This window comes from Bifidobacterium sp. M3-N-101 (assembly GCF_023656805.1).
Taxonomy (GTDB): Bacteria; Actinomycetota; Actinomycetes; order Actinomycetales; family Bifidobacteriaceae; genus Bifidobacterium; species Bifidobacterium breve.
In genome coordinates, this window is sequence record NZ_JAMOKQ010000014.1 from 12,295 (window position 1) to 30,891 (window position 18,597).

16 protein-coding genes are annotated in these 18,597 nt (G+C 60.5%); 11 read left to right on the forward strand and 5 right to left on the reverse strand.

Annotation, left to right across the window (positions count from 1 at the left end):
- Window positions 1–3 precede the first annotated feature (3 nt).
- The 3 genes from NBH12_RS10495 (at window position 4) to NBH12_RS10505 (ending at window position 2,319) form a co-directional block, all read left to right on the forward strand.
- A complete protein-coding gene (locus NBH12_RS10495) occupies window positions 4–864 on the forward strand; it encodes a D-hexose-6-phosphate mutarotase (protein ID WP_250819466.1) in 861 nt (286 codons plus the stop codon).
- 85 nt (window positions 865–949) lie between these two features.
- Window positions 950–1,465: an IS3 family transposase gene (locus NBH12_RS10500; protein WP_025221154.1), complete on the forward strand. Its 516-nt coding sequence runs from the start codon at window positions 950–952 to the stop codon at window positions 1,463–1,465.
- Window positions 1,465–2,319, forward strand: a complete 855-nt coding sequence (locus tag NBH12_RS10505; RefSeq protein WP_250819475.1) for an IS3 family transposase — start codon at window positions 1,465–1,467, stop codon at window positions 2,317–2,319. The genes NBH12_RS10500 and NBH12_RS10505 overlap by 1 nt, the downstream gene beginning before the upstream one ends.
- Window positions 2,320–2,398: 79 nt before the next feature.
- Here the strand turns inward: NBH12_RS10505 and rlmB are convergent, their stop codons facing one another.
- Window positions 2,399–3,397: a 23S rRNA (guanosine(2251)-2'-O)-methyltransferase RlmB gene (gene rlmB, locus NBH12_RS10510; protein WP_003827811.1), complete on the reverse strand. Its 999-nt coding sequence runs from the start codon at window positions 3,395–3,397 to the stop codon at window positions 2,399–2,401.
- Between the two features lie 72 nt (window positions 3,398–3,469).
- On the opposite strand from rlmB, the gene NBH12_RS10515 reads away from it, so the two are divergent.
- The 3 genes from NBH12_RS10515 to NBH12_RS10525 all read left to right on the forward strand — a co-directional run bounded on the left by NBH12_RS10515 (window position 3,470) and on the right by NBH12_RS10525 (window position 7,161).
- Window positions 3,470–4,699, forward strand: coding sequence for an MDR family MFS transporter (locus tag NBH12_RS10515; protein ID WP_003833022.1), 1,230 nt, complete (start codon window positions 3,470–3,472; stop codon window positions 4,697–4,699).
- A gap of 301 nt (window positions 4,700–5,000) precedes the next feature.
- Complete coding sequence (gene nagE, locus NBH12_RS10520; RefSeq protein WP_003827809.1) at window positions 5,001–6,539, forward strand: N-acetylglucosamine-specific PTS transporter subunit IIBC; 1,539 nt, start codon at window positions 5,001–5,003, stop codon at window positions 6,537–6,539.
- A gap of 109 nt (window positions 6,540–6,648) precedes the next feature.
- On the forward strand, window positions 6,649–7,161 hold the full coding sequence (locus NBH12_RS10525; protein WP_003827808.1) for a PTS sugar transporter subunit IIA: 513 nt from the start codon (window positions 6,649–6,651) through the stop codon (window positions 7,159–7,161).
- Here NBH12_RS10525 and NBH12_RS10530 read toward each other — a convergent pair.
- Window positions 7,154–7,369 (reverse strand): substrate-binding domain-containing protein, encoded by a 216-nt coding sequence (locus NBH12_RS10530; protein ID WP_003827807.1) that lies wholly within the window; start codon window positions 7,367–7,369, stop codon window positions 7,154–7,156. The two genes, NBH12_RS10525 and NBH12_RS10530, sit on opposite strands and share 8 nt — an antisense overlap.
- Window positions 7,370–7,528: 159 nt before the next feature.
- Here NBH12_RS10530 and NBH12_RS10535 point away from each other — a divergent pair, with 159 nt between their 5' ends.
- A complete protein-coding gene (locus NBH12_RS10535; protein WP_250819467.1) occupies window positions 7,529–10,519 on the forward strand; it encodes a cation-translocating P-type ATPase in 2,991 nt (996 codons plus the stop codon).
- A gap of 89 nt (window positions 10,520–10,608) precedes the next feature.
- On the opposite strand, the gene NBH12_RS10540 is transcribed toward NBH12_RS10535, so the two are convergent.
- Window positions 10,609–11,988, reverse strand: a complete 1,380-nt coding sequence (locus tag NBH12_RS10540) for a sugar-binding domain protein (RefSeq protein WP_250819468.1) — start codon at window positions 11,986–11,988, stop codon at window positions 10,609–10,611.
- Between the two features lie 62 nt (window positions 11,989–12,050).
- Complete coding sequence (gene dcd / locus NBH12_RS10545; RefSeq protein WP_003827803.1) at window positions 12,051–12,632, reverse strand: dCTP deaminase; 582 nt, start codon at window positions 12,630–12,632, stop codon at window positions 12,051–12,053.
- Between the two features lie 356 nt (window positions 12,633–12,988).
- Between dcd and NBH12_RS10550 the strand changes: the two genes are divergently transcribed.
- The 3 genes from NBH12_RS10550 (at window position 12,989) to NBH12_RS10560 (ending at window position 15,634) form a co-directional block, all read left to right on the forward strand.
- Complete coding sequence (locus tag NBH12_RS10550) at window positions 12,989–13,858, forward strand: hypothetical protein (RefSeq protein ID WP_060618898.1); 870 nt, start codon at window positions 12,989–12,991, stop codon at window positions 13,856–13,858.
- A 57-nt stretch (window positions 13,859–13,915) separates the two neighbouring features.
- On the forward strand, window positions 13,916–14,674 hold the full coding sequence (locus tag NBH12_RS10555) for an alpha/beta hydrolase (protein WP_060618899.1): 759 nt from the start codon (window positions 13,916–13,918) through the stop codon (window positions 14,672–14,674).
- Window positions 14,675–14,785: 111 nt separating this feature from the next.
- Entirely contained in the window at window positions 14,786–15,634 is an 849-nt protein-coding gene (locus tag NBH12_RS10560) for a sulfite exporter TauE/SafE family protein (RefSeq protein WP_250819469.1), read from the forward strand.
- On the opposite strand, the gene NBH12_RS10565 is transcribed toward NBH12_RS10560, so the two are convergent.
- Complete coding sequence (locus NBH12_RS10565; protein WP_250819470.1) at window positions 15,631–17,703, reverse strand: cation:proton antiporter; 2,073 nt, start codon at window positions 17,701–17,703, stop codon at window positions 15,631–15,633. The genes NBH12_RS10560 and NBH12_RS10565 overlap by 4 nt on opposite strands.
- 436 nt (window positions 17,704–18,139) lie before the next feature.
- Between NBH12_RS10565 and tadA the strand changes: the two genes are divergently transcribed.
- Entirely contained in the window at window positions 18,140–18,589 is a 450-nt protein-coding gene (gene tadA / locus NBH12_RS10570; RefSeq protein WP_060618901.1) for a tRNA adenosine(34) deaminase TadA, read from the forward strand.
- The last annotated feature ends 8 nt before the right edge of the window (window positions 18,590–18,597 follow it).

Genomic DNA, 18,597 nt, shown 5'->3' on the forward strand with positions numbered 1-18,597 from the left:
GTAATGACTGATTTCGTGTTTCGCAACATCGACAATTCCGCAGGTTCCGCCACCATCAGCGACCACGGCGCGCATCTGCTGCGCTGGCGGCCGCTGAGCCAGGCCACGGATGTGGTGTTTGCACCTTCTTCGGTGGTGGTTGCTGAAGGTAGGCCGCTGGGCGGCGGCGTCCCGGTGATATTCCCGTGGTTTGGGCCCGGCTTTGCCGACGGCCATGGTCTTGGCAAAAAGCCGAATCATGGATTCGTTCGTACCAGACAGTGGCATCTCGATGCTGAGTCCTTCAGCAATAGCTATGCGCATTACAGCCTGACCGAGGCTGATGTGCCTTCCGATATGCTGCCTTGGTTCGAGGGGGATGCCGTGCCCAGTTTCCGTGCTGATTATGAGGTGCACGTTGCCGATACCCTTACCATGACGCTTACAGTGACCAACACTGGAGCCACGCCGTTCTCCTATGAAGCCGCACTGCATACGTATTTCCACGTCAGCGATGTCTCGCAGATTCGCCTCACCGGTCTTGAGCACGCACATTATGAGGATGCGACCAATGGTTTTGCGCCGTGTGAGCAGCCGGACGAGGCCGTGACGTTCGATGGCCCGGTGGATCGTGTATATGCCTCGACTGCCGCAGTGGAACTGCATGACGAAGGTTTTGGCCGCACGATTCATGTTGCCAAGTCCGGCTCTGCGCAAACCGTGGTGTGGAACCCCGCAGAACCGTACGGCGTGCTGGTCAATGATTCCGTCAGCGCGGAGTGGCGCCGCTTCGTATGCTGCGAGGCCGCCGCATGCCGCGAACACGCGGTAAGACTTGAACCCGGCGAGTCCCACGCGCTCACCCAAACGCTCTCTGTGGCATAAACGAAAAGAGGTCCGCCATCGTGAACCGCACCCCGATTGTTGGACTGAAGTAATTCAGATTCGATGATCGGAGGTGCGGTTTCTCATGTGTAGGGATCGCAGGCGTCATTACGATGACGGTTTCATGCGGGTCGTCGCCGACCTGATCCGGGGCGGGGCTGGGAGGCGTTCTCTCGCCCGCCGGCTTGGCGTGCCCGTCAGTACCGCGGGAAAATGGGTGTTGTCATACCGGTTTGGCGGGGAGGCGGCGCTCATGGGAGAACGTGAAGGCAACAGGAGATACGACTACGAGACGAAGCTCGCGGCGGTGCGCGACCATGTGGAGCATGGGCTGACGAAGGCCGAAGTCATGGAGAAGTACAGGATCGCGAGTCTCACCCCGTTGGAGCGTTGGTGCCGCGAGTACCGGTCCGGCGGCCCGGACGCGCTGCGTCCGAAACCGAAGGGCAGGCCCAAGGGCGCGAAATCCAAGCCGAGGCCGGCTCCCACAAGGGAACAGCTCCTTGAGGAGGAGAACGCGTACCTCAAGGCGAGGGTCGCGTACCTGGAAAAAGTCGACGCCCTGCTGGCGTGGAGATCGGCAACCGGGACAGAACGGTGATCGTCTCCATGCTGGCGGGGCTGGGACATCAGCTCCGGCACCTGCTCAGGGCGGCCGGACTGGCGAAAAGCACGTATTACCATCTTCTGTCGCATCCGGCCGCCGTGACCCGGCCGGACATCGAGCCGATGGTCGCCGAGATATTCGCGCGCACGCCCAACGGGTGCGGCCACCGGCAGATACGCATGTGCCTCGTGCACGAGTTCGGGGTGCGGGTGAGCCACAAGAGCGTGCTGAAGGTCATGAGGCGCATGGGCCTGGAATGCCGGATACGCAGGCCGAACCCGTACCGGAAATACAGCTCGTACCGGGGCGAGACGGGCGCGAGGGTGGAGAACCTGCTGAACCGCGACTTCACGGCCGACCGGCCGTGGGTGAAGCTGGGCACGGACGTCACCGAGTTCAGGGTCGCCGACGGCAAGGCGTATCTGGCTCCCGTATACGATATGGGATCCAAGGAGATCGTGGCCTGGGACGTCAGCCGGCATCCCGACATGGCCCAGCAGTGGCGCCTGCTCGCCATGCTCGAGGAGAAGCTGCCCGAAGACGCCAACCCGATCCTGCACTCCGACATGGGCTGGCAGTACCGGCACCGGTGGTGGCGCGACCGGCTCGCGGGACTGAACATCCGCCAGTCCATGAGCAGGAAGGGCAACTGCATCGACAACGCCGCGACCGAGCAGGTGTTCGGCCACCTCAAGGACGAGTTCTACACCGGACGCGAGTTCGCCTCATACGAACAGTTCAAGAACGAACTGGACGCGTACATCATCCACTGGAACACCAAACGCCGCCAGATACGACTGGAGGGACACACCCCGGAGGAATTCCGGAACATGTCCCTCACAGCCTAATCAGGTACCCTTAATAAACCACGTCCAACAATCGGGGCGCAGTTCATCGCTGGCGGGCCTCTTTGCTTGGCTTCTTAGCTTACTGAGCCGATTCGGCGCCCTCGCGACGGGCGCGGGACACGGCGTACAGGCTGATGCCCGCGGCCACCGAAGCATTCAGCGATTCGACGGACGAACTGATCGGAATGCCGGCAATCGCGTCGCAGGATTCGCGCACCAGTCGGCTCAGGCCACTGCCTTCCGATCCCAGCACCACCACGAGCGGATCGGTCTCAAAACCGGTTTCGCCCACGAGCTTGTCGCCACCGCCGTCCAGGCCGACTACGTAGTAGCCGCGCTCCTTCAGGCCTTCGATCGCCTTGGTCAGGTTCACCACGCGAGCCACCGGCATGTGGGCCGCTGCGCCAGCGGATACCTTCCATGCTGCGGCGTTCACCGAAGCGGAACGACGCTCGGGCAGAATCACGCCGTTGGCACCGAATGCGGCTGCCGAACGAATCACGGCACCCAGGTTCTGCGGGTCGGTCACGCCGTCCAGCGCAATGAACAGCGGGCGGGCCGCGATGCGTGCGGCGGCCGAATTCGCAGCCTCCATGGCCTTGGCCTTCTTCTCGGCACGGTCGGCCAATTCCCTCAGAGAGGAGTACTGGAACGGATCGACCTTCAGAATCACGCCCTGATGGTTGCCGGAGCGGGCGATACGATCCATCTCCAGACGATCGGCCTCCAGCATGTGCAGTCCGTTCATGCCGGCGATCTTCACGATTTCGCGGGTGCGGTCGTCATGCTCGATGCGCGACATGATGTACAGCGTGGAAGAAGGTACGCCCACGCGCAGTGCCTCCAGCACGGAATTGCGGCCGTACACCAGATCCGAGGTGTCCGCCGAAGCGAACTTGTCCACTCGGCGGCGAGCCGCCAGACGCGGGTCGGCCATCTGCCGGCGTTCCGCCGCCTTCTTGGCCTTGTATGCCTTGTGGTAGACGCGGTCCTCGGCCTTCGGAGTGGGGCCGTAACCCTTCAGTTTGTTGCGATGCTTGCCACCCGACCCCTTGGTCGGTCCTTTTTTGATAGCCATAGGTGCTATTGTCCCAGCACCCCGCGCCAAAACGCGGCTATTCCGCCGTCGGTAGCCGGTAAGGTATTGGGAGTGAAGAAGCAGCGCATGATATTCGGACTGTCCCTGCTGTATTGGGGATTATGGTTGGCGATTCTGATTCTGTGGATGGGTCGCTTCGTGACGTCGTTCCTGTCGATCTACCTGGTCTCCGCGCTGCACCTCGGCGAAGGCGTTGTGGGCGCGGTCGTGGCCATGTACGGTTTCGGCGCCATCATCGGCTGTCTTTTCGGTGGCGCGCTGTCCGACCGGTTCGGCCGCCAGTCGATGATCATCATCGGCGAAATCGGCGCGGCCGCCGCTCTTCTGGTCGTCTCCGTCCTCGCCGATCCCGTGGCGTTGGGCGCGGCCCTGTTCGTATACGGCGCGTTCGCCTCGCTGCCCAGTCCAGCCATCGCCGCATACATCGCCGACGTGGTGCCTCCCAAGCGTCAACAGCGCGCCTATGTGCTGCAATCATGGGCCATCAATTTCGGGTATGCGATCGGCCCGATCGTGGCCAATCAGCTGATCAAGATCTCCTATTCGCTGATGTTCTACGTCGAGGCGGCGGTGATGATCGCCGTCACGATATTGCTGATCGTGTTCTTCCGCGAAGTGAGGCATCTGACGACTTCGGCGCCGGCGGCCCGCCCCGAGGGCGCCATGTCTCGCAATTGGCGGCGCGTGCTCACCGATACTCCATTCCTCGGCTTCTCCCTGCTGATGTTCGGCTACTTCCTTGTGTACTTCCAAAGCACCTCCGGCCTGCCCATTGCCATGACGGACCTTGGTCTGGGGTTGGGCGACTATTCGGTGCTGTTGACCATCAACGGCGGCATGCTGTGTCTGCTGCAGATTCCCGCCATGAAACTGTTCGCGCGCATGGGCAATTCGCGTGTGCTCGTGATGGGCCTTGCGGTGACCGCCATCGGCTATGCGGTGCAGGCCGTGGCCCATTCATGGGGCGGGTTCGCGCTTGCCGTAGTGCTGTGGACGCTGGGCGAGCTGGGCACGTTCCCCATCGCCACCACCACGGTCGCCGCCATGGCGCCCGCCACCGCCCGCGGCACGTACCAGGGCGTCTATAACGTGGTGTGGTCGGTGTCGATCGCATTGGCGCCGCTGATCGGCGGCTGGGTGATCGGCGGCTTCGGCGGGCGGATGCTGTGGATCGCCTGCACGGTGGTGTTGGTCGGCGTCACCGTGGGCCTGCGGGTCACCAAGGGTTCCCGAGACGCCGCCATGGCCGCCGCGATGGGTGCAGAGGACGATTCTCAGTAAGAACCGTGCACCCATCCGAACTGTTTCCGCACAAACGAACATGACCGAAAATGGCGGCATTCCGCGGCTCAGACGCTTTGCATGTTCGATTAGGTTTCCGAAATCCGCGCACGGTTCTCCGAGCCTTGATTTCAGTGCGCTGAGTTGCGGCGCATGACGTCTGTGGCGTACTATTATCCGTTGAAAGCGGTACTCGCCCCGCCGGATATCGGCCGGTCCAATGGAGGGTCGGCGCGTGACGGCGGAGCAGGGCACAGAGAAGTACTCCACCGCTGGAAAACCCGCATGAAGGGAGAAAGAAATGAAAGCCTATATTCAGCGACTAGGCCGCGCGCTGATGCTGCCCGTCGCCTGCCTGCCCGCCGCGGCGCTCTTCCTGGGCATCGGCTATTGGATCGATCCGAGCGGTTGGGGTGGCGGCAACGTCATCGCCGCCTATCTGTGCAAGACGGGTTCGGCGATCCTCGACAATCTGGGCTTGCTGTTCGCCGTTGGCGTGGCCGTCGGCATGGCCCGTGACAAGGACGGCGCCTCGGCCCTGTCCGGTCTGGTCGGTTTCATGACCATCACCACGATCATGGGCTCGGCCTCCATGTTCCTGGGCTTCGACGCCGAGAACCCGCCGGCCGCCTTTGCTCCTGGCGCCATCGGCAACAAGAACGTGTTCTTCGGCATCATGGTCGGCTGCGTGTCCGGTGCGCTGTACAACCGTTTCAGCAAGACCAAGTTGCCCGACTTCCTGGCCTTCTTCTCCGGCCGTCGCTGCGTGCCGATCCTGACCGCCGCGCTGATGTCGGTCATTTCCCTGGTGCTGCTGTTCGTGTGGCCGCTGGTCTACAACGGTCTGGTCGCCTTCGGCGAGTCCCTGATGGGTATGGGCGCGGTCGGCGCCGGCATCTACGCCTTCTTCAACCGTCTGCTCATCCCCACGGGTCTGCACCACGCCCTCAACAACGTGTTCTGGTTCAACCTTGCCGGCATTGATGACATCACCAAGTTCTGGAACGGTGTGGGCGGTCTCAACGGCACCACCAAGGCTGTGCTGGCCACCGGTGGATTCCAGCCGTGGGGCGAGTACGTCACCGGCATGTACCAGGCCGGCTTCTTCCCGATCATGATGTTCGGCTTGCCTGCGGGCGCGTTTGCCATCTACCGCTGCGCCAAGCCGGAGAACCGTCGTACCGTCGGCTCCCTGATGCTCGCCGGTGGTCTGGCCGCCTTCCTCACCGGTGTGACCGAGCCCCTGGAGTTCTCCTTCATGTTCGCCGCCTTCCCGCTGTACGTGGTGCACGCGCTGCTCACCGCCCTGTCGGTGTTCATCGCCGCGTCCTTCCAGTGGATCGCCGGCTTCAACTTCTCCGCCGGCTTCATCGATTGGTTCCTCTCGCTGCGTGTGCCGCAGGCGCATATGCCGTGGATGCTTATCGTGCAGGGCCTGGTCTTTGCGGTCATCTACTACTTCGTGTTCACGTTCATGATCAAGAAGTTCGACCTCAAGACCCCGGGCCGTGGCGATGGCGTTGACGATGAGGGCGCCGCCGCCGTGGCGGGCATTCTCGACACCGGCGCCGCCCCGGCCGCCGCGGTCTCCCGCGACAAGTACGCCGCGCTGGCCGCGAAGCTCTACGCGCTGCTTGGCGGCAAGGCCAATATCGTCGACATCGAGAACTGCGTGACCCGTCTGCGTCTGGGTGTCAAGGACACCGCCAAGGTGGATGTGGACGCCATCCGCAAGCTGGTGCCCGGCGTGAAGGTCATCGACGACAGGAATGTCCAGGTTGTGGTCGGCACGCAGGTGCAGGCTGTGGCCGATGCCATGGAAGAGCTGCATAAAGCCTAGCGCTTGGCGCTCTGTCGATTGGTATGACGGATGGGCTGCGTGACGTCGACATGATCGGCGTCACGCAACCCATCCGTTATCGTCCATCATTGGTTTTCAAGGAGTCATTATGGGATTGTTCTCCGGTTTGTTCCACAACAGCGATGAGGCGGCGCCCGCCCCCGCAGCGACGTCGGTTCTCGCCCCATGCGATGGTGTCTGGGAGTCCATCGAGAAAGTGCCCGACGACACGTTCGCCGCCAAGATTCTGGGCGATGGGTTCGGCGTGGTGCCGTCCTCCGGGCTGGTCGTCGCCCCTGTTTCCGGAACGGTGACCACCGTGGCCGACGCCAAACACGCCGTGGGCATCACCACTCCGGGCGGTGTCGAGGTGTTGGTGCATATCGGCGTCGATACCGTGCAACTCAAGGGCGCGCCTTTCACGATGCTGGTGAGTGCCGGGCAGACGGTCTCAGCCGGCGATCCCATCGAGAAGGTCGATTTCGATGCGGTCAAGGCCGCGGGCAAAGCCACCGACGTCATCGTGGTGTTCACCAACCCGGCCACCATCGCCGCTTTGGATCTTACCGGTTCCGGTACGGTGGCCGTCGGCGCGCAAGTGGGCACCCTCGCCGTCAGATAAGCCGATTCGAGCTCGAGGCGCGCACGACGAGTTCCGGTGGCAACGAGATGTGCGTGGGATTCCCGGGCCCGATTTCGATGAGACGCAAGACCTCGGTGACGATACGCGCGTACGGCGGACGCACCGAGGTCAGGGCGGGCAGCGCGGCCGCAGCGATGGGCGAGTCGTTGTACCGCTCGACGATGTCCGCGCCCAGCTCGCCCGTCATGGCTTGACCAGTGTGCCGCCGGGTTATGGAATAATGGCATCGTACGCATCGGCTGCAATTGCGTCGATGCCCATAACCGCGCAGTCCTGCGCCGCCCGGGAGAGACAACCCGGTGCCGGCCGAGGCTGACTACTCCGCGGCGATACCAAGGAGAACACCATGGATGATCGTAACGATCAATCCGCAAAGTCCGCGACCGCAACGAACGGGGTCGTGGAATCGGAAGAAGTGCGCGCACAGGAAGCGCTATTGGGGGATACTGATCCAAGTCTGACCAGCGTCGACGACGTGGCCAAAGCCCTGAACGTCGACCCATCCCACGGCCTGAGCGAGGAAGAAGCCAAGCGCCGACTGGCCAAATTCGGCCCGAACGAGCTCGCCAGCGCCCCGCCCGTACCGAAATGGAAGAAGTTCCTGGCCCAGTTCCAGGATCCGCTGGTGTACCTGCTGATTGCAGCCACCATTATTTCAGTCATTGCATGGGGCATCGAGAAAGCCAATGCGCGTCCCGGCGCAGAAGGCGGCGAAGCGTTGCCGTTCGACGCCCTCGTAATCATCCTCATCCTGATTGTCAACGCCGTGCTCGGCTATATGCAGGAAGCCAAGGCAGAAGCCGCCGTTGAGGCGCTCGCCCAAATGACAGCTCCGCAGACCTCGGTGCTGCGTGGCGGCAAGGTGCTGCGCATCAACACCGCCGACGTGGTTCCCGGCGACATCATCGTCCTTGCCGAAGGCGATTCGGTCTCCGCTGATGGCCGACTGGTCAACGCGGCCAGCCTGCGCATCGCCGAGGCTTCACTGACCGGCGAATCCGTGCCGGTTGGCAAGAAGCCGGACACACTCACCGAGGCCAAGGCGCTGGGCGACCGCGCCAACATGATCTTCAACGGCACTTCCGTGACGCAAGGCACCGGCCGCGCAATCGTGACCGGCACCGGTATGAATACGCAGGTCGGCAAGATCGCCGACATGCTCTCCGCCACAGAGGACGAGAAAACCCCGTTGCAGAAGGAGATGGATTACGTCTCCAAGATCCTCGGCATTGCGGTGTGCGTCATCGCTGTCGTGGTGCTGGTGGCGCTCGCCGTGCTGGAAGGCTTCAACGACGTCCATGACGTGATTGATTCCTTGCTGCTGGCCGTCTCGCTTGCCGTGGCCGCCGTGCCGGAAGGTTTGGCCGCCATTCTGACCGTGGTGCTGGCGCTTGGCGTGCAGCGCATGGCGGCCCACAACGCGATCGTCAAGAAGCTGCATTCGGTGGAAACCCTGGGATCCGCTTCCGTGATCTGCTCGGATAAGACCGGCACGTTGACCCGTAATGAGATGACCGTGGAACGTGTGGTCACCCCGTCCGGCGAAGTGCAGATCACCGGCACCGGCTACGCGCCCGAAGGCCGCATGGTCATGGCCGGTGGTGTTGATCCCGAATCCGATCAAGCCAAGACCATCGCCGATGAGGTTATTGCCACACTCGTGGCCGGCACACTGGCCAACGACGGTGAACTCCGTCAGGAAAACGGCAAGTGGGAGATTGTGGGCGACCCCACTGAAGTCTCACTGGTCGTTGCCGCTCGCAAGGTCAAGGCTGATCACAAGGTCAGCCGTTACACTCGCGTGGGCGAGATTCCGTTCACCTCCGAACGCAAGCGCATGTCTATCATCGCTAAAGACGACACCGATTCCGGCAAACTGACCGTGTTCGCCAAGGGTGCGCCGGACGTGTTGCTGAGCTACTGCTCGCGCATTCGCGTGGGCGGCCAGGTCCGCAAGCTCACCGAAGGTGATCGTCAGTCGATTCTGGCCACCGTCGAACGCCTCTCTTCCGAGGCATACCGCACGCTTGGTCAGGCCTGTCGACCGCTGGAAACCAGCTCGCTGGCCGATGTGCCGGGCGTCAGCGTAAATGCCGCGGGCCAGGTGGCCGACATCGCCGAACAGTCCGAGGCCATCGAAACCGACCTTATCTGGAACGGCATGGTCGGCATCATCGACCCGCCGCGCACTGAGGTCCGCGATTCCGTGGCCGAGGCGCACCGTGCCGGCATCCGCACCGTGATGATCACCGGCGACCACCCGCTGACTGCTGCCCGCATCGCCTCCGACCTTGGCATCATCGCCAAGGACGGCAAGGCCCTGACCGGTGACCAGCTTGATCAGCTGCCCGACGAAGCCGTGCTCGACAAGGCCACTGCTGAAGTGTCCGTGTATGCCCGCGTGGCTCCTGAGCACAAGCTCAAGATCGTCGAGTCCCTACAGCGCCAGGGCAACATCGTGGCCATGACCGGTGACGGTGTGAACGACGCTCCGGCCGTCAAGTCCGCGGATATCGGTGTGGCCATGGGCATCACCGGCACCGAAGTGACCAAGCAGAGCGCCAAGATGATTCTGGCGGACGACAACTTCTCCACCATCGTGGCTGCTGTGCGCGAAGGCCGCGTGATCTTCGACAACATCCGCAAGTTCCTGCGCTACCTGCTGAGCTCCAACGTGGGCGAGGTGTTCACCGTGTTCCTCGGCGTGGTGCTGGCCGGCTTCCTCGGTATCCGTCAGCCGGAATCCGTGGGCGTCGCCGTACCGCTCCTCGCCACGCAGCTGCTGTGGATCAACCTACTGACCGATGCGGCCCCCGCACTCGCCATGGGCGTGGATCCGCAAACCGACGATGTGATGGGTCGTAAGCCGCGTAAGATGACCGATCGTGTGATCGACGCCTCCATGTGGGGCGACATCATCTACATCGGTGTCATCATGGCCATCGTCACACTGATCGGCATGGATATGCACTTGTCCGGCGGCCTGTTCACCGACCGCTCGGTGGATGCCATCGGCCATGAGGCACAGATGACCGAGGCTCGTACCATGGGCTTCACGATTCTGGTGTTCGCCCAGCTGTTCAACGCGCTCGCCTCCCGCTCCCACCTGCAGTCCGTGTTCGTGGGCTTGTTCTCCAACAAGTGGCTGTGGGGCGCGATCGGCCTGTCCGTGGCGCTGCAACTTGTGGTGGTCTATGTGCCGTTCCTTAACGGCCCGTTCGGTACCGTTGCGCTCAGCCCGATGGCTTGGGTGGAGTGCATCGGCCTGGCTGCGATTGTGCTGATTGCTTCCGAGCTGCGCAAGATTGTGTTGCGCGCGATGGCTAAGCGACAGTAACGCCAACGGATAGCACCAAATAACAATAAGGGCGGGTCAAATCCTGTTGTAGGATTTGACCCGCCCTTTATATGCGGAACGCAGAACTACTAGTTGCTACCAGTGTCGCTATTCATCCCGCTTGAGCTGTCGGCTTCTTCTTCGGCCTTCTTCTGAGCCTTAGCCGCCGCAGCCTCTTCCTGAGCCTTCTTCTCAGCCTCAGCTTGTGCTGCCGCATCGGCGTCAGCCTTTTGCTTGGCCTGCATTGAAGCGTTCACGTCGGCCTCGGCCTTCTGCAGCTTGGAAATGGCGTTATTCACGTCGGCCTCGGACGGGTTGGAGCTGCTTGCCACGGTGTTCGCCTCGGTAATAGCGGTCTGCAATGCGGTGCGAGTATTCTCATCGGCCACGTTGCCGGCCGAGTTGTCCAGAATGCCCTGAGCCTGCGAAACGGCCGAGCTGAGGTTCGACTTCAGCGAGTTGGTGTTTGCCGTCTTCTTGGAAGCATTGACGGCCTTGATGGCGCTGTTGATGGCATCCGTCTTATCGGCGGCGTCGCTGACCTTGCTCTGCATGTCTTCGGTCTGCTTCTTCAACTCATCTGCGCTGAGCTTGGAATCGCAGGTAGCGGTATCGGCCGGGGTGCCAGCATCCTGCACCGCTTGATTCAACGTGGTGATGGTGTTGACGTCGGCCACGTCACTGGTGGGCGTCTGCGCGCTGGTCTGACCGTTCGTGATGGCGGTGGTGAGCTTCTTCTTGGCCGAATCATACTGCTTGGCTGCTGCCTTGCATTCGACTAGCGCCGCCGCTTGGCTCACCTTGCTGCTGTTGGAATGCCACCAGAACAAGCCTCCGGCAATCAACGCCACGACCACAACCACGGCGATGACAATGCCGACGGTTTTGCCCGTGTTTTTCTTGCCGCCGCCTTGATGACGAGGCTCGTGTTCTTCGGGCTCTTCTTCATCAGCGAACTGATCGAGTGGCGGAATGGTGGGCGGTAGTGTCGCCGGCTGTGCGGGAGCCGCAGCCGGTACTTCGGACGGCTGAAATACCTGAGTCGCCTGCATATCTTCAGCAGGCATCGCCTGGGCTGGGGCTGCCGGCATGGCGACGGTCTGCCCAGAAGTGGCGCCGGTACCGTATGCCGGGGTTGTGGGCTGTCCAAACTGAATCGGCTGGAATGCTTGAGTTGCCGCAGTCGCGTCATATGAAGGTACAGTCTGCGTTGGCTGGGTCGGTTGCGCAGGTTGGAATGACTGCGTTGCTTGTGTCGGCTGTGCTGACTGGAATGCTTGGGTTGCTTGTGTCGGCTGTACTGGTTGGAATGCCTGCGTCGGCTGCGCGGCTGGCCATACGGGTTGTGTGGGCTGCGCAGGCTGTGTTGCCTGAGTCGCAGGTGCTGGGGGAACCGGAGGCACTACTGGCTTGGATGGTTCTTCAGGGTGCTGGAAGTCGAATTGGAAACCGCCGTCACTGTTGGTCATAACATCTCCTTGGTGGTAAGCAAATGGCCGGCATGCGCCGGCCGAATGATGCGTTGTAGCGTTTAGTCCTTGATGTGCGCGCGATAGAAATTCTCGTAGGAGCGGCTTGGGGTAGGTCCACGCTGGCCCTGGTAATGGGAGCCGGTGCCTTGAGAGCCGTACGGGTGCTCGGCAGGCGAGCTCAGCTGGAAGAAGCACATCTGGCCAATCTTCATGCCGGGCCACAACTTGACCGGCAACGTCGATACATTGGATAGCTCAAGCGTAATATGCCCCTCGAAGCCAGGATCAATAAAGCCGGCGGTCGAGTGGGTCAGAATACCCAAACGGCCCAGTGAGCTCTTGCCCTCAAGGCGTGCGGCAATAGTCGGATTGAGCTTGACGTACTCCCACGTGGAGCCCAGTGCAAACTCACCGGGGTGCAGAATCCACGGTTCGTCAGGGGCCACTTCAAACTGTTCGGTGAGCGCTCCCTGATTTTCGGCGGGATCCACATAGGTATATGCGTGATTGTTGAACAGGCGGAAATAGCGATCCAGCCGTACGTCGATGGAGGCGGGCTGCACCATCTCCGGTGTCCACGGATCCAGAGAGATGTGACCAGCGGACTGAGCGGCGAGAATATCGCGGTCGGACAGCAGCATGAAAACTCCTTGCGGCAGAACAAATACTGTTCCTAAGTCTAGCGCCCCGTGCGGAAACAGTATTAGAGCCGATACAGTAGCCGGCAGCGCCCAAGCGCAAAATTTTCAGGTTATTCTCAGAGAACCTCAGAGATAGACACAGAATCGAGTGGTTATATAAAAAATGTCAGCGAAGAGCTGATCAGGAGCCGCAGCAGCTCCCGACAATTGAACCCCTTTCTTCTTCTCTCTCCTTTCTCTCCCCGGCGGTAACTCCGCCGGGGTTCTTTTTTGCTTAGTCGATTCATCCTGCGGAATGACGACCACTCACACGGTGGGGCGGTACACTGGGGCTATCGGCAGGGAGGGCGGTCCAGATGGCAAGTAATAACGAGGATTACGATTTCTTTGACGACGGGCAGTACAACGGTTCGCGCCGCGCTCGCCGCGAACAGCAGTATTCTCGGGGGTGTGGCTCTGGTCGGCGTGCGATCAAGCTGAAAGTCGATAGCCCTGCATCCAAGTTGTTGCGGCGTATCGCATTAATTACCGGATTGCTGGCCGTCGTGGTGGCTGTCTTATCGGCGGCCCATGAGATTGCGCCCGAATCCATCGGCTTTTTGGTGAATGTGCGAGGTCGGTATATCGCGGGTACTGCGGCTGTGCTGATCGGACTTACCCTGATTCTGGTGATTTCGTCGCGTGTCACGATGCCGCGTCACTCCACGCATGGGGGAGTGGGCGCAGGCGGCATCGTCACATTGGTTCTGGCCGCGGCTTGTTTGGTGGTGGGTGTGGCCGTGGGCGTACTGTTCCCACAGGGTTTGATTCATCCCGCCGTCAATGACAAAGCGCCGGTAGACAATACCGCACAAATGGAGCAAGGTATTGAACGGGCGGTTGGCGGCGCGTGCAAGGACGGGTGGCAAGGATTGGATGCGGGCGGTCTGCCTGGCATCACCACCGTGCAGATGTGTGCTGATCCGCGTGTTGCGTTCGTATCCTTTGACTCCGAGGCCTCGGCTGCGATGAGCCGGGCGCCAATCAAAAGCGAAATCACTGAATTGTTGGGCCAGCATGCCGACAACGAGAAGACGCAAGGCGACTGGCGTTTGCTGAATGGCAAGCGCTGGATGGTGTTCGGCGAGGCCGACAATATGACCGCGCTTCAGCAGCAGTGGGGTGGCACCCTCGAAACCATCGCCGCAGCCAAAGATGGCACGGACAGTGGCAATGCCGCAGTGTGACCGAAATCATGCCAGTTGAGCACTTCACAACAGCCGAACGCCGTATATTGTGGTGGTATGAGCAACGAAGCGAATGCAAGTCGGCCCTTAATCGGCCGTGAATCCACTGCCGTGCCTGGGCGTTTTGGCGAGCCGCTTTCAGTGGAATACAGCGTGACCTCGCGCGGTGGCTTCGACCAGCACCCCACTCATCCGTTATTCCTATGCTTGCATGGCTGGGGCTCCAGCGAAGAAGACATGGCAGGCGTCATGCGCCTCATCGCCCCCTACAACGATTTTGTAGCGTTGCGCGGCCCACTGGCACTTGCCAAGGCTCCCGAACACAGTGAAATGCCCGGCAACTACGCGTGGCTCCATGACGCTCTGCCGGTCGGCGATGATCTTGATTATGACGCGTATGCAGCCGCCACTGCTATCGATCGGTGGGTGGCTGCCAACATTCCCGCTGACCGTGATGTAGTACCGCTCGGCTTCTCGCAAGGTGGTCTCGTCGCCGTGCATCTACTGCGCATCAATCCCGAACGCTATCGTGCTGTCGTATCGTTGTCTGGTTTCAACGCGCCCGGTCAAGTACCCGGCACCGCTCCCGCCGACGATCGCTTGGCCAATTACGATATCCCCGTGTTCTACACCTACGGCAAAAACGATGGCGTGATTCCCAAGTACGAATTATTCGCTACTGCCGCTTGGCTTGAGGAGCATACGTGGCTCAAAACCAAGAGCTATCGCGGCCTCGACCATAATGTGAGTCTTGAGGAATTCGCCGATTTGCGTCAGTGGTTGCTGGATAACGACATCACGTCTGGCGTGCTGTAATACTTGCCTGATTCATGGCACTGGGTGGTGATGAAGCAATGCGGCCGCACCATATACAGTAATCGGACGCAACGGAGATCCGCACACACTCCGGTCATAGACTAAAGTCCCATGAGCGAAGTGAGTGCTGAAGAAAACCATGTGGACGAATCCCCGCGCGGCATTGCGGTGATGGTAGCAGTGGGCGTGCTTGTTGGTTTGTTGTCTGGACTGTTCGGCATCGGCGGCGGTACCATCATCGTACCTGCACTGGTATGGCTTGGCCTGACCCAGCGTCATGCGGCCGCCACTTCAATGCTGGCGATTATCCCTACGTCAGTATCTGGCGTGCTGTCTTACGCGGTCAACGGCAATGTCGATTGGATTGCCGCGTTGCTGGTGTTCGTCGGTATGTTTGTCGGCGGCCAGATTGGCTCACTACTACTGTCCCGATTGTCGGAAGTCGTGCTGCGTTGGGCATTCGTGGTGTTCATGGCATTCGTCATTCTCAGCCAGCTCATATTCGTGCCTTCGCGTGATTCCTCGATTGAGTTGAGCCTCGTTACCGGCCTGTTGGTGGTGGTATTCGGCGTAATCGCCGGCATTCTGGCCGGCCTGCTTGGTGTGGGCGGTGGTGCCATTCTTGTGCCATCGTTATCGATTCTGTTTGATGCTTCGGATCTGATTGCTCGCGGCACTTCATTGTTGGCCATGTTCCCGAACGCCGTCACCACTACGGTGGCCAATGTTCGCCGGCGCATGGTGCATGCCAAGGTCGGATTGATTATCGGCATCGTAGCCGCATTGACTGCGCCACTGGGCACGTGGATTGCCGAGGCGATGACCCCACGCACTGGCGAAATCCTGTTCGCCACATACCTAACAGTGCTCCTCATCCGCAGTGTCTGGGTAGCCCTCAAAATCACGAGAAAGCAGCATCCTTGGCTCTCCCCTCAGAGAGGGGAGAGCCAAGAAATTTAGATGCCGGAATCGGCGTCAACCTGCATGACGTATATATTGCGCCTGAGCGAACGTGCTTGTGCACGGTTGATGTCGCCGGCCTCAAGCATGTCCTGAATCACACTGAGCTCAATACCGTAGCTCTCGCGCTTCACCTCTTCGACCTGCGTGATTGCCTCAGTGGTGCCGCTCATATTTGGCCGTGCCTGCAGCGAGCCCTCAGCGCGACGGTAATCCAAAAGCAGCGCTGAACAATGCTCGGTGTTGTAGGTGTCGTTGCCCATCTCGTCCACCAGCCGGTCAATCACATGATGAATCGCTTCAACCTGCAATTCGCGTGTGCGGGCAAAAATCTGATCCTCGCTCACCAGCGGCGTGGTATGGCGAATCTTCGAGACGGTGCGCTTGGCGTAGTTGCTCACTTGGCGCTGCAACATGCGTGCACGTCCACGAATCTGCGATACCGCATGACCGGAAGTCGGATCGGTGGAGGTGTGGCGCAACGTATTCATGATCTGGTCGAGCATGCGCTCGCAAGCTTCCACATTCAGCTCCTGCGTGGCTGAATCCGCCGCCGGATGCGTCTTGGTTTCGGTAAGGCGGTCACGCACGAATTCCTTCTCCCAGTGCAGCGCTTCGATTTGCAGCTTCTCCAACCCCTGCGGGTCGGTTTCCCCGATGTGCTGCTGCAAGCGGCCGATACGCTTGGTGTACTGGTCGATGACCATAAGCACTGCACGTCGGTTCTCGGGCGTGATGAGGCCAGTCAGTTCTTCCACGGTGGAGCGGAGCACCTCAATGGTGACCGGTATCATCTCCGCGCCGGGATCGCGGTTGCGGTTCGGAGCTAGCAGCGGTAGCAGGAAGTTGGCTAGCAGCAATGTCACGATAATCACGCCGGAGGCGATGAAAATGAGTTCGTCGCGCATGGGGAATGCCGCGCCGCCCGCAATGTAATACGGGATAGTAAACATCAACGACAGCGTGATGGTGCCCTTGGGTCCGCCGAATGTCATCACGGCGGCCGACCTCCAGCGCTCAGGGGTCATTTTGCGTCGCATGCCGGTGTTCACGTCGCGGGCGATGCGCAGCATGGCGGTGATCCAGAGGAAGCGCAGCACAATCACCACCAAAGTGACGAGCAGAATAATGCCGATGAGCACGGTGTTGCTGATGTATGGGTCGGACCAGCTGGCCTGCATGGCTCGCGGCAGCTGCATGCCTAGCAGGATGAACACGGCGCCGTTGAGGGAAAAGCTCAACACTCCCCACACGGAGGAAGACACGATATTCGTGCGGGCCACGTTCGGGCCCACTCCGGTACGGTCGAAACGGATGAACAGACCGGCTGCCACCACTGCCAGAATGCCGGATACATTGCATTCCTCCGCACCTAGATACAGCAGGAATGGCAGGAAGAGTTCCATCAAAATACGGGTGGTGGTGGTCTCCCAACCGAGGGAGCGTACGGTCTCGAACACCCAGTTGGCGCATCCGGCCACCAGCAGACCGAACAGCGTGCCGCCAAAGAACGAGATCACGAATTCACCGGCGGCTTGGCCCACGGCAAAGTCTCCGGTGAATGCTGCAGCAAGTGCAAACTGGAAGCCGACGATGCCGGAAGCGTCATTGAATAGGGATTCGCCTTTGAGTACGCTGCGCTGACGTTGGGACAGTGAAGCCTCTTTGCCCAAGGAACTCACGGCCACTGCATCGGTCGGGCCGAGCGCCGCGCCTAGGGCCAGAGCGGAAGCCAAGGTAATCGAAGGCCATACGGCATGCAGCGTGAATCCCACTGCGGTCATCGTCACGATAGCCAGACCAATCGCCAAGGATAGGCTCAAATCCAACGTTTTCAGCAGGGCGGATTTGTCGATTTCATGCGCTTCGAGATACAGCAAGGGCGCGATGAACAGCACCATGAACAATTCCGGATCGAGCTTGGCATCCGGGAAGAACGGCAAGTAGGTGACCAGCACGCCCAGCACGATCTGCACCAGTGGTGTGGACACTCGCGGCACGAAACGACTGGCGAACGAACTCACCACCACTGCTGCGATAATGCACAGGATGAGCTCGAATACAGCCATGAGTGTCTCCCTTTCTTTTATCACTCAGAGTATATGAGCATCGTTAGGAACACATTAAGCTTCAGGCCGAGTGTGGCTGAGTTCGTATCATCTCGCGTGTGGCATGCGGTTGGGTTCATGTTGTTTTGCGTGGGACACGATGCGGAAACTGGCGTTTTTTTCGTGTTGTCCCACTTGACCGTGTCCCATTAGCAACATCAATCGATTGACATTCTTTATGTCCCACAAGCCCAAAACATGAAACGTTGGAATGTCGCCATTTTTTAAGGATGATGCTTTTCGCCGATTGAGAGGAGCGTGGGACATAATGCGAAAACCGGCCAAATTCACATCTTGTCCCACGGGGCAGGTCGTGTACTCGTCCAGATGGGACATATCTGCTGAAAGTCGTTGATGACCGCAAGCCACGCGGCATACACTCGTTCATATGGGGCATATGGGATATGACGAGATGATGCACGGCGCGCTGGAGCTCGCCAAAAGGGCCGCGGCAGCCGGCGATGTGCCGGTTGGCGCAGTGGTGGTGAACGCCGACGGCCAAATCATCGGGCGAGGATACAACACACGCGAGGCCGATGGCGATCCACTGGCGCATGCCGAAATCATTGCCATGCGTGAGGCCGCCCGCGCATTAGGCTCGTGGAATCTCTCCGATTGCACACTGGCTGTTACGCTTGAGCCTTGCCCGATGTGCGCCGGCGCATGCATCCAAACCCATATCGGCACCATCGTGTTTGGCGCGTGGGACTCCAAGCTCGGTGCTTGCGGGTCAATCTGGGATATCCCGCGCGATCCCCATATTGGTCACGCCCCTGAAGTGCATGGCGGCGTGGCAGAAGCCGATTGCCAGACTCTCCTCAGCGCGTTCTTCGCTCATCGGCGGTAAATCGCTCA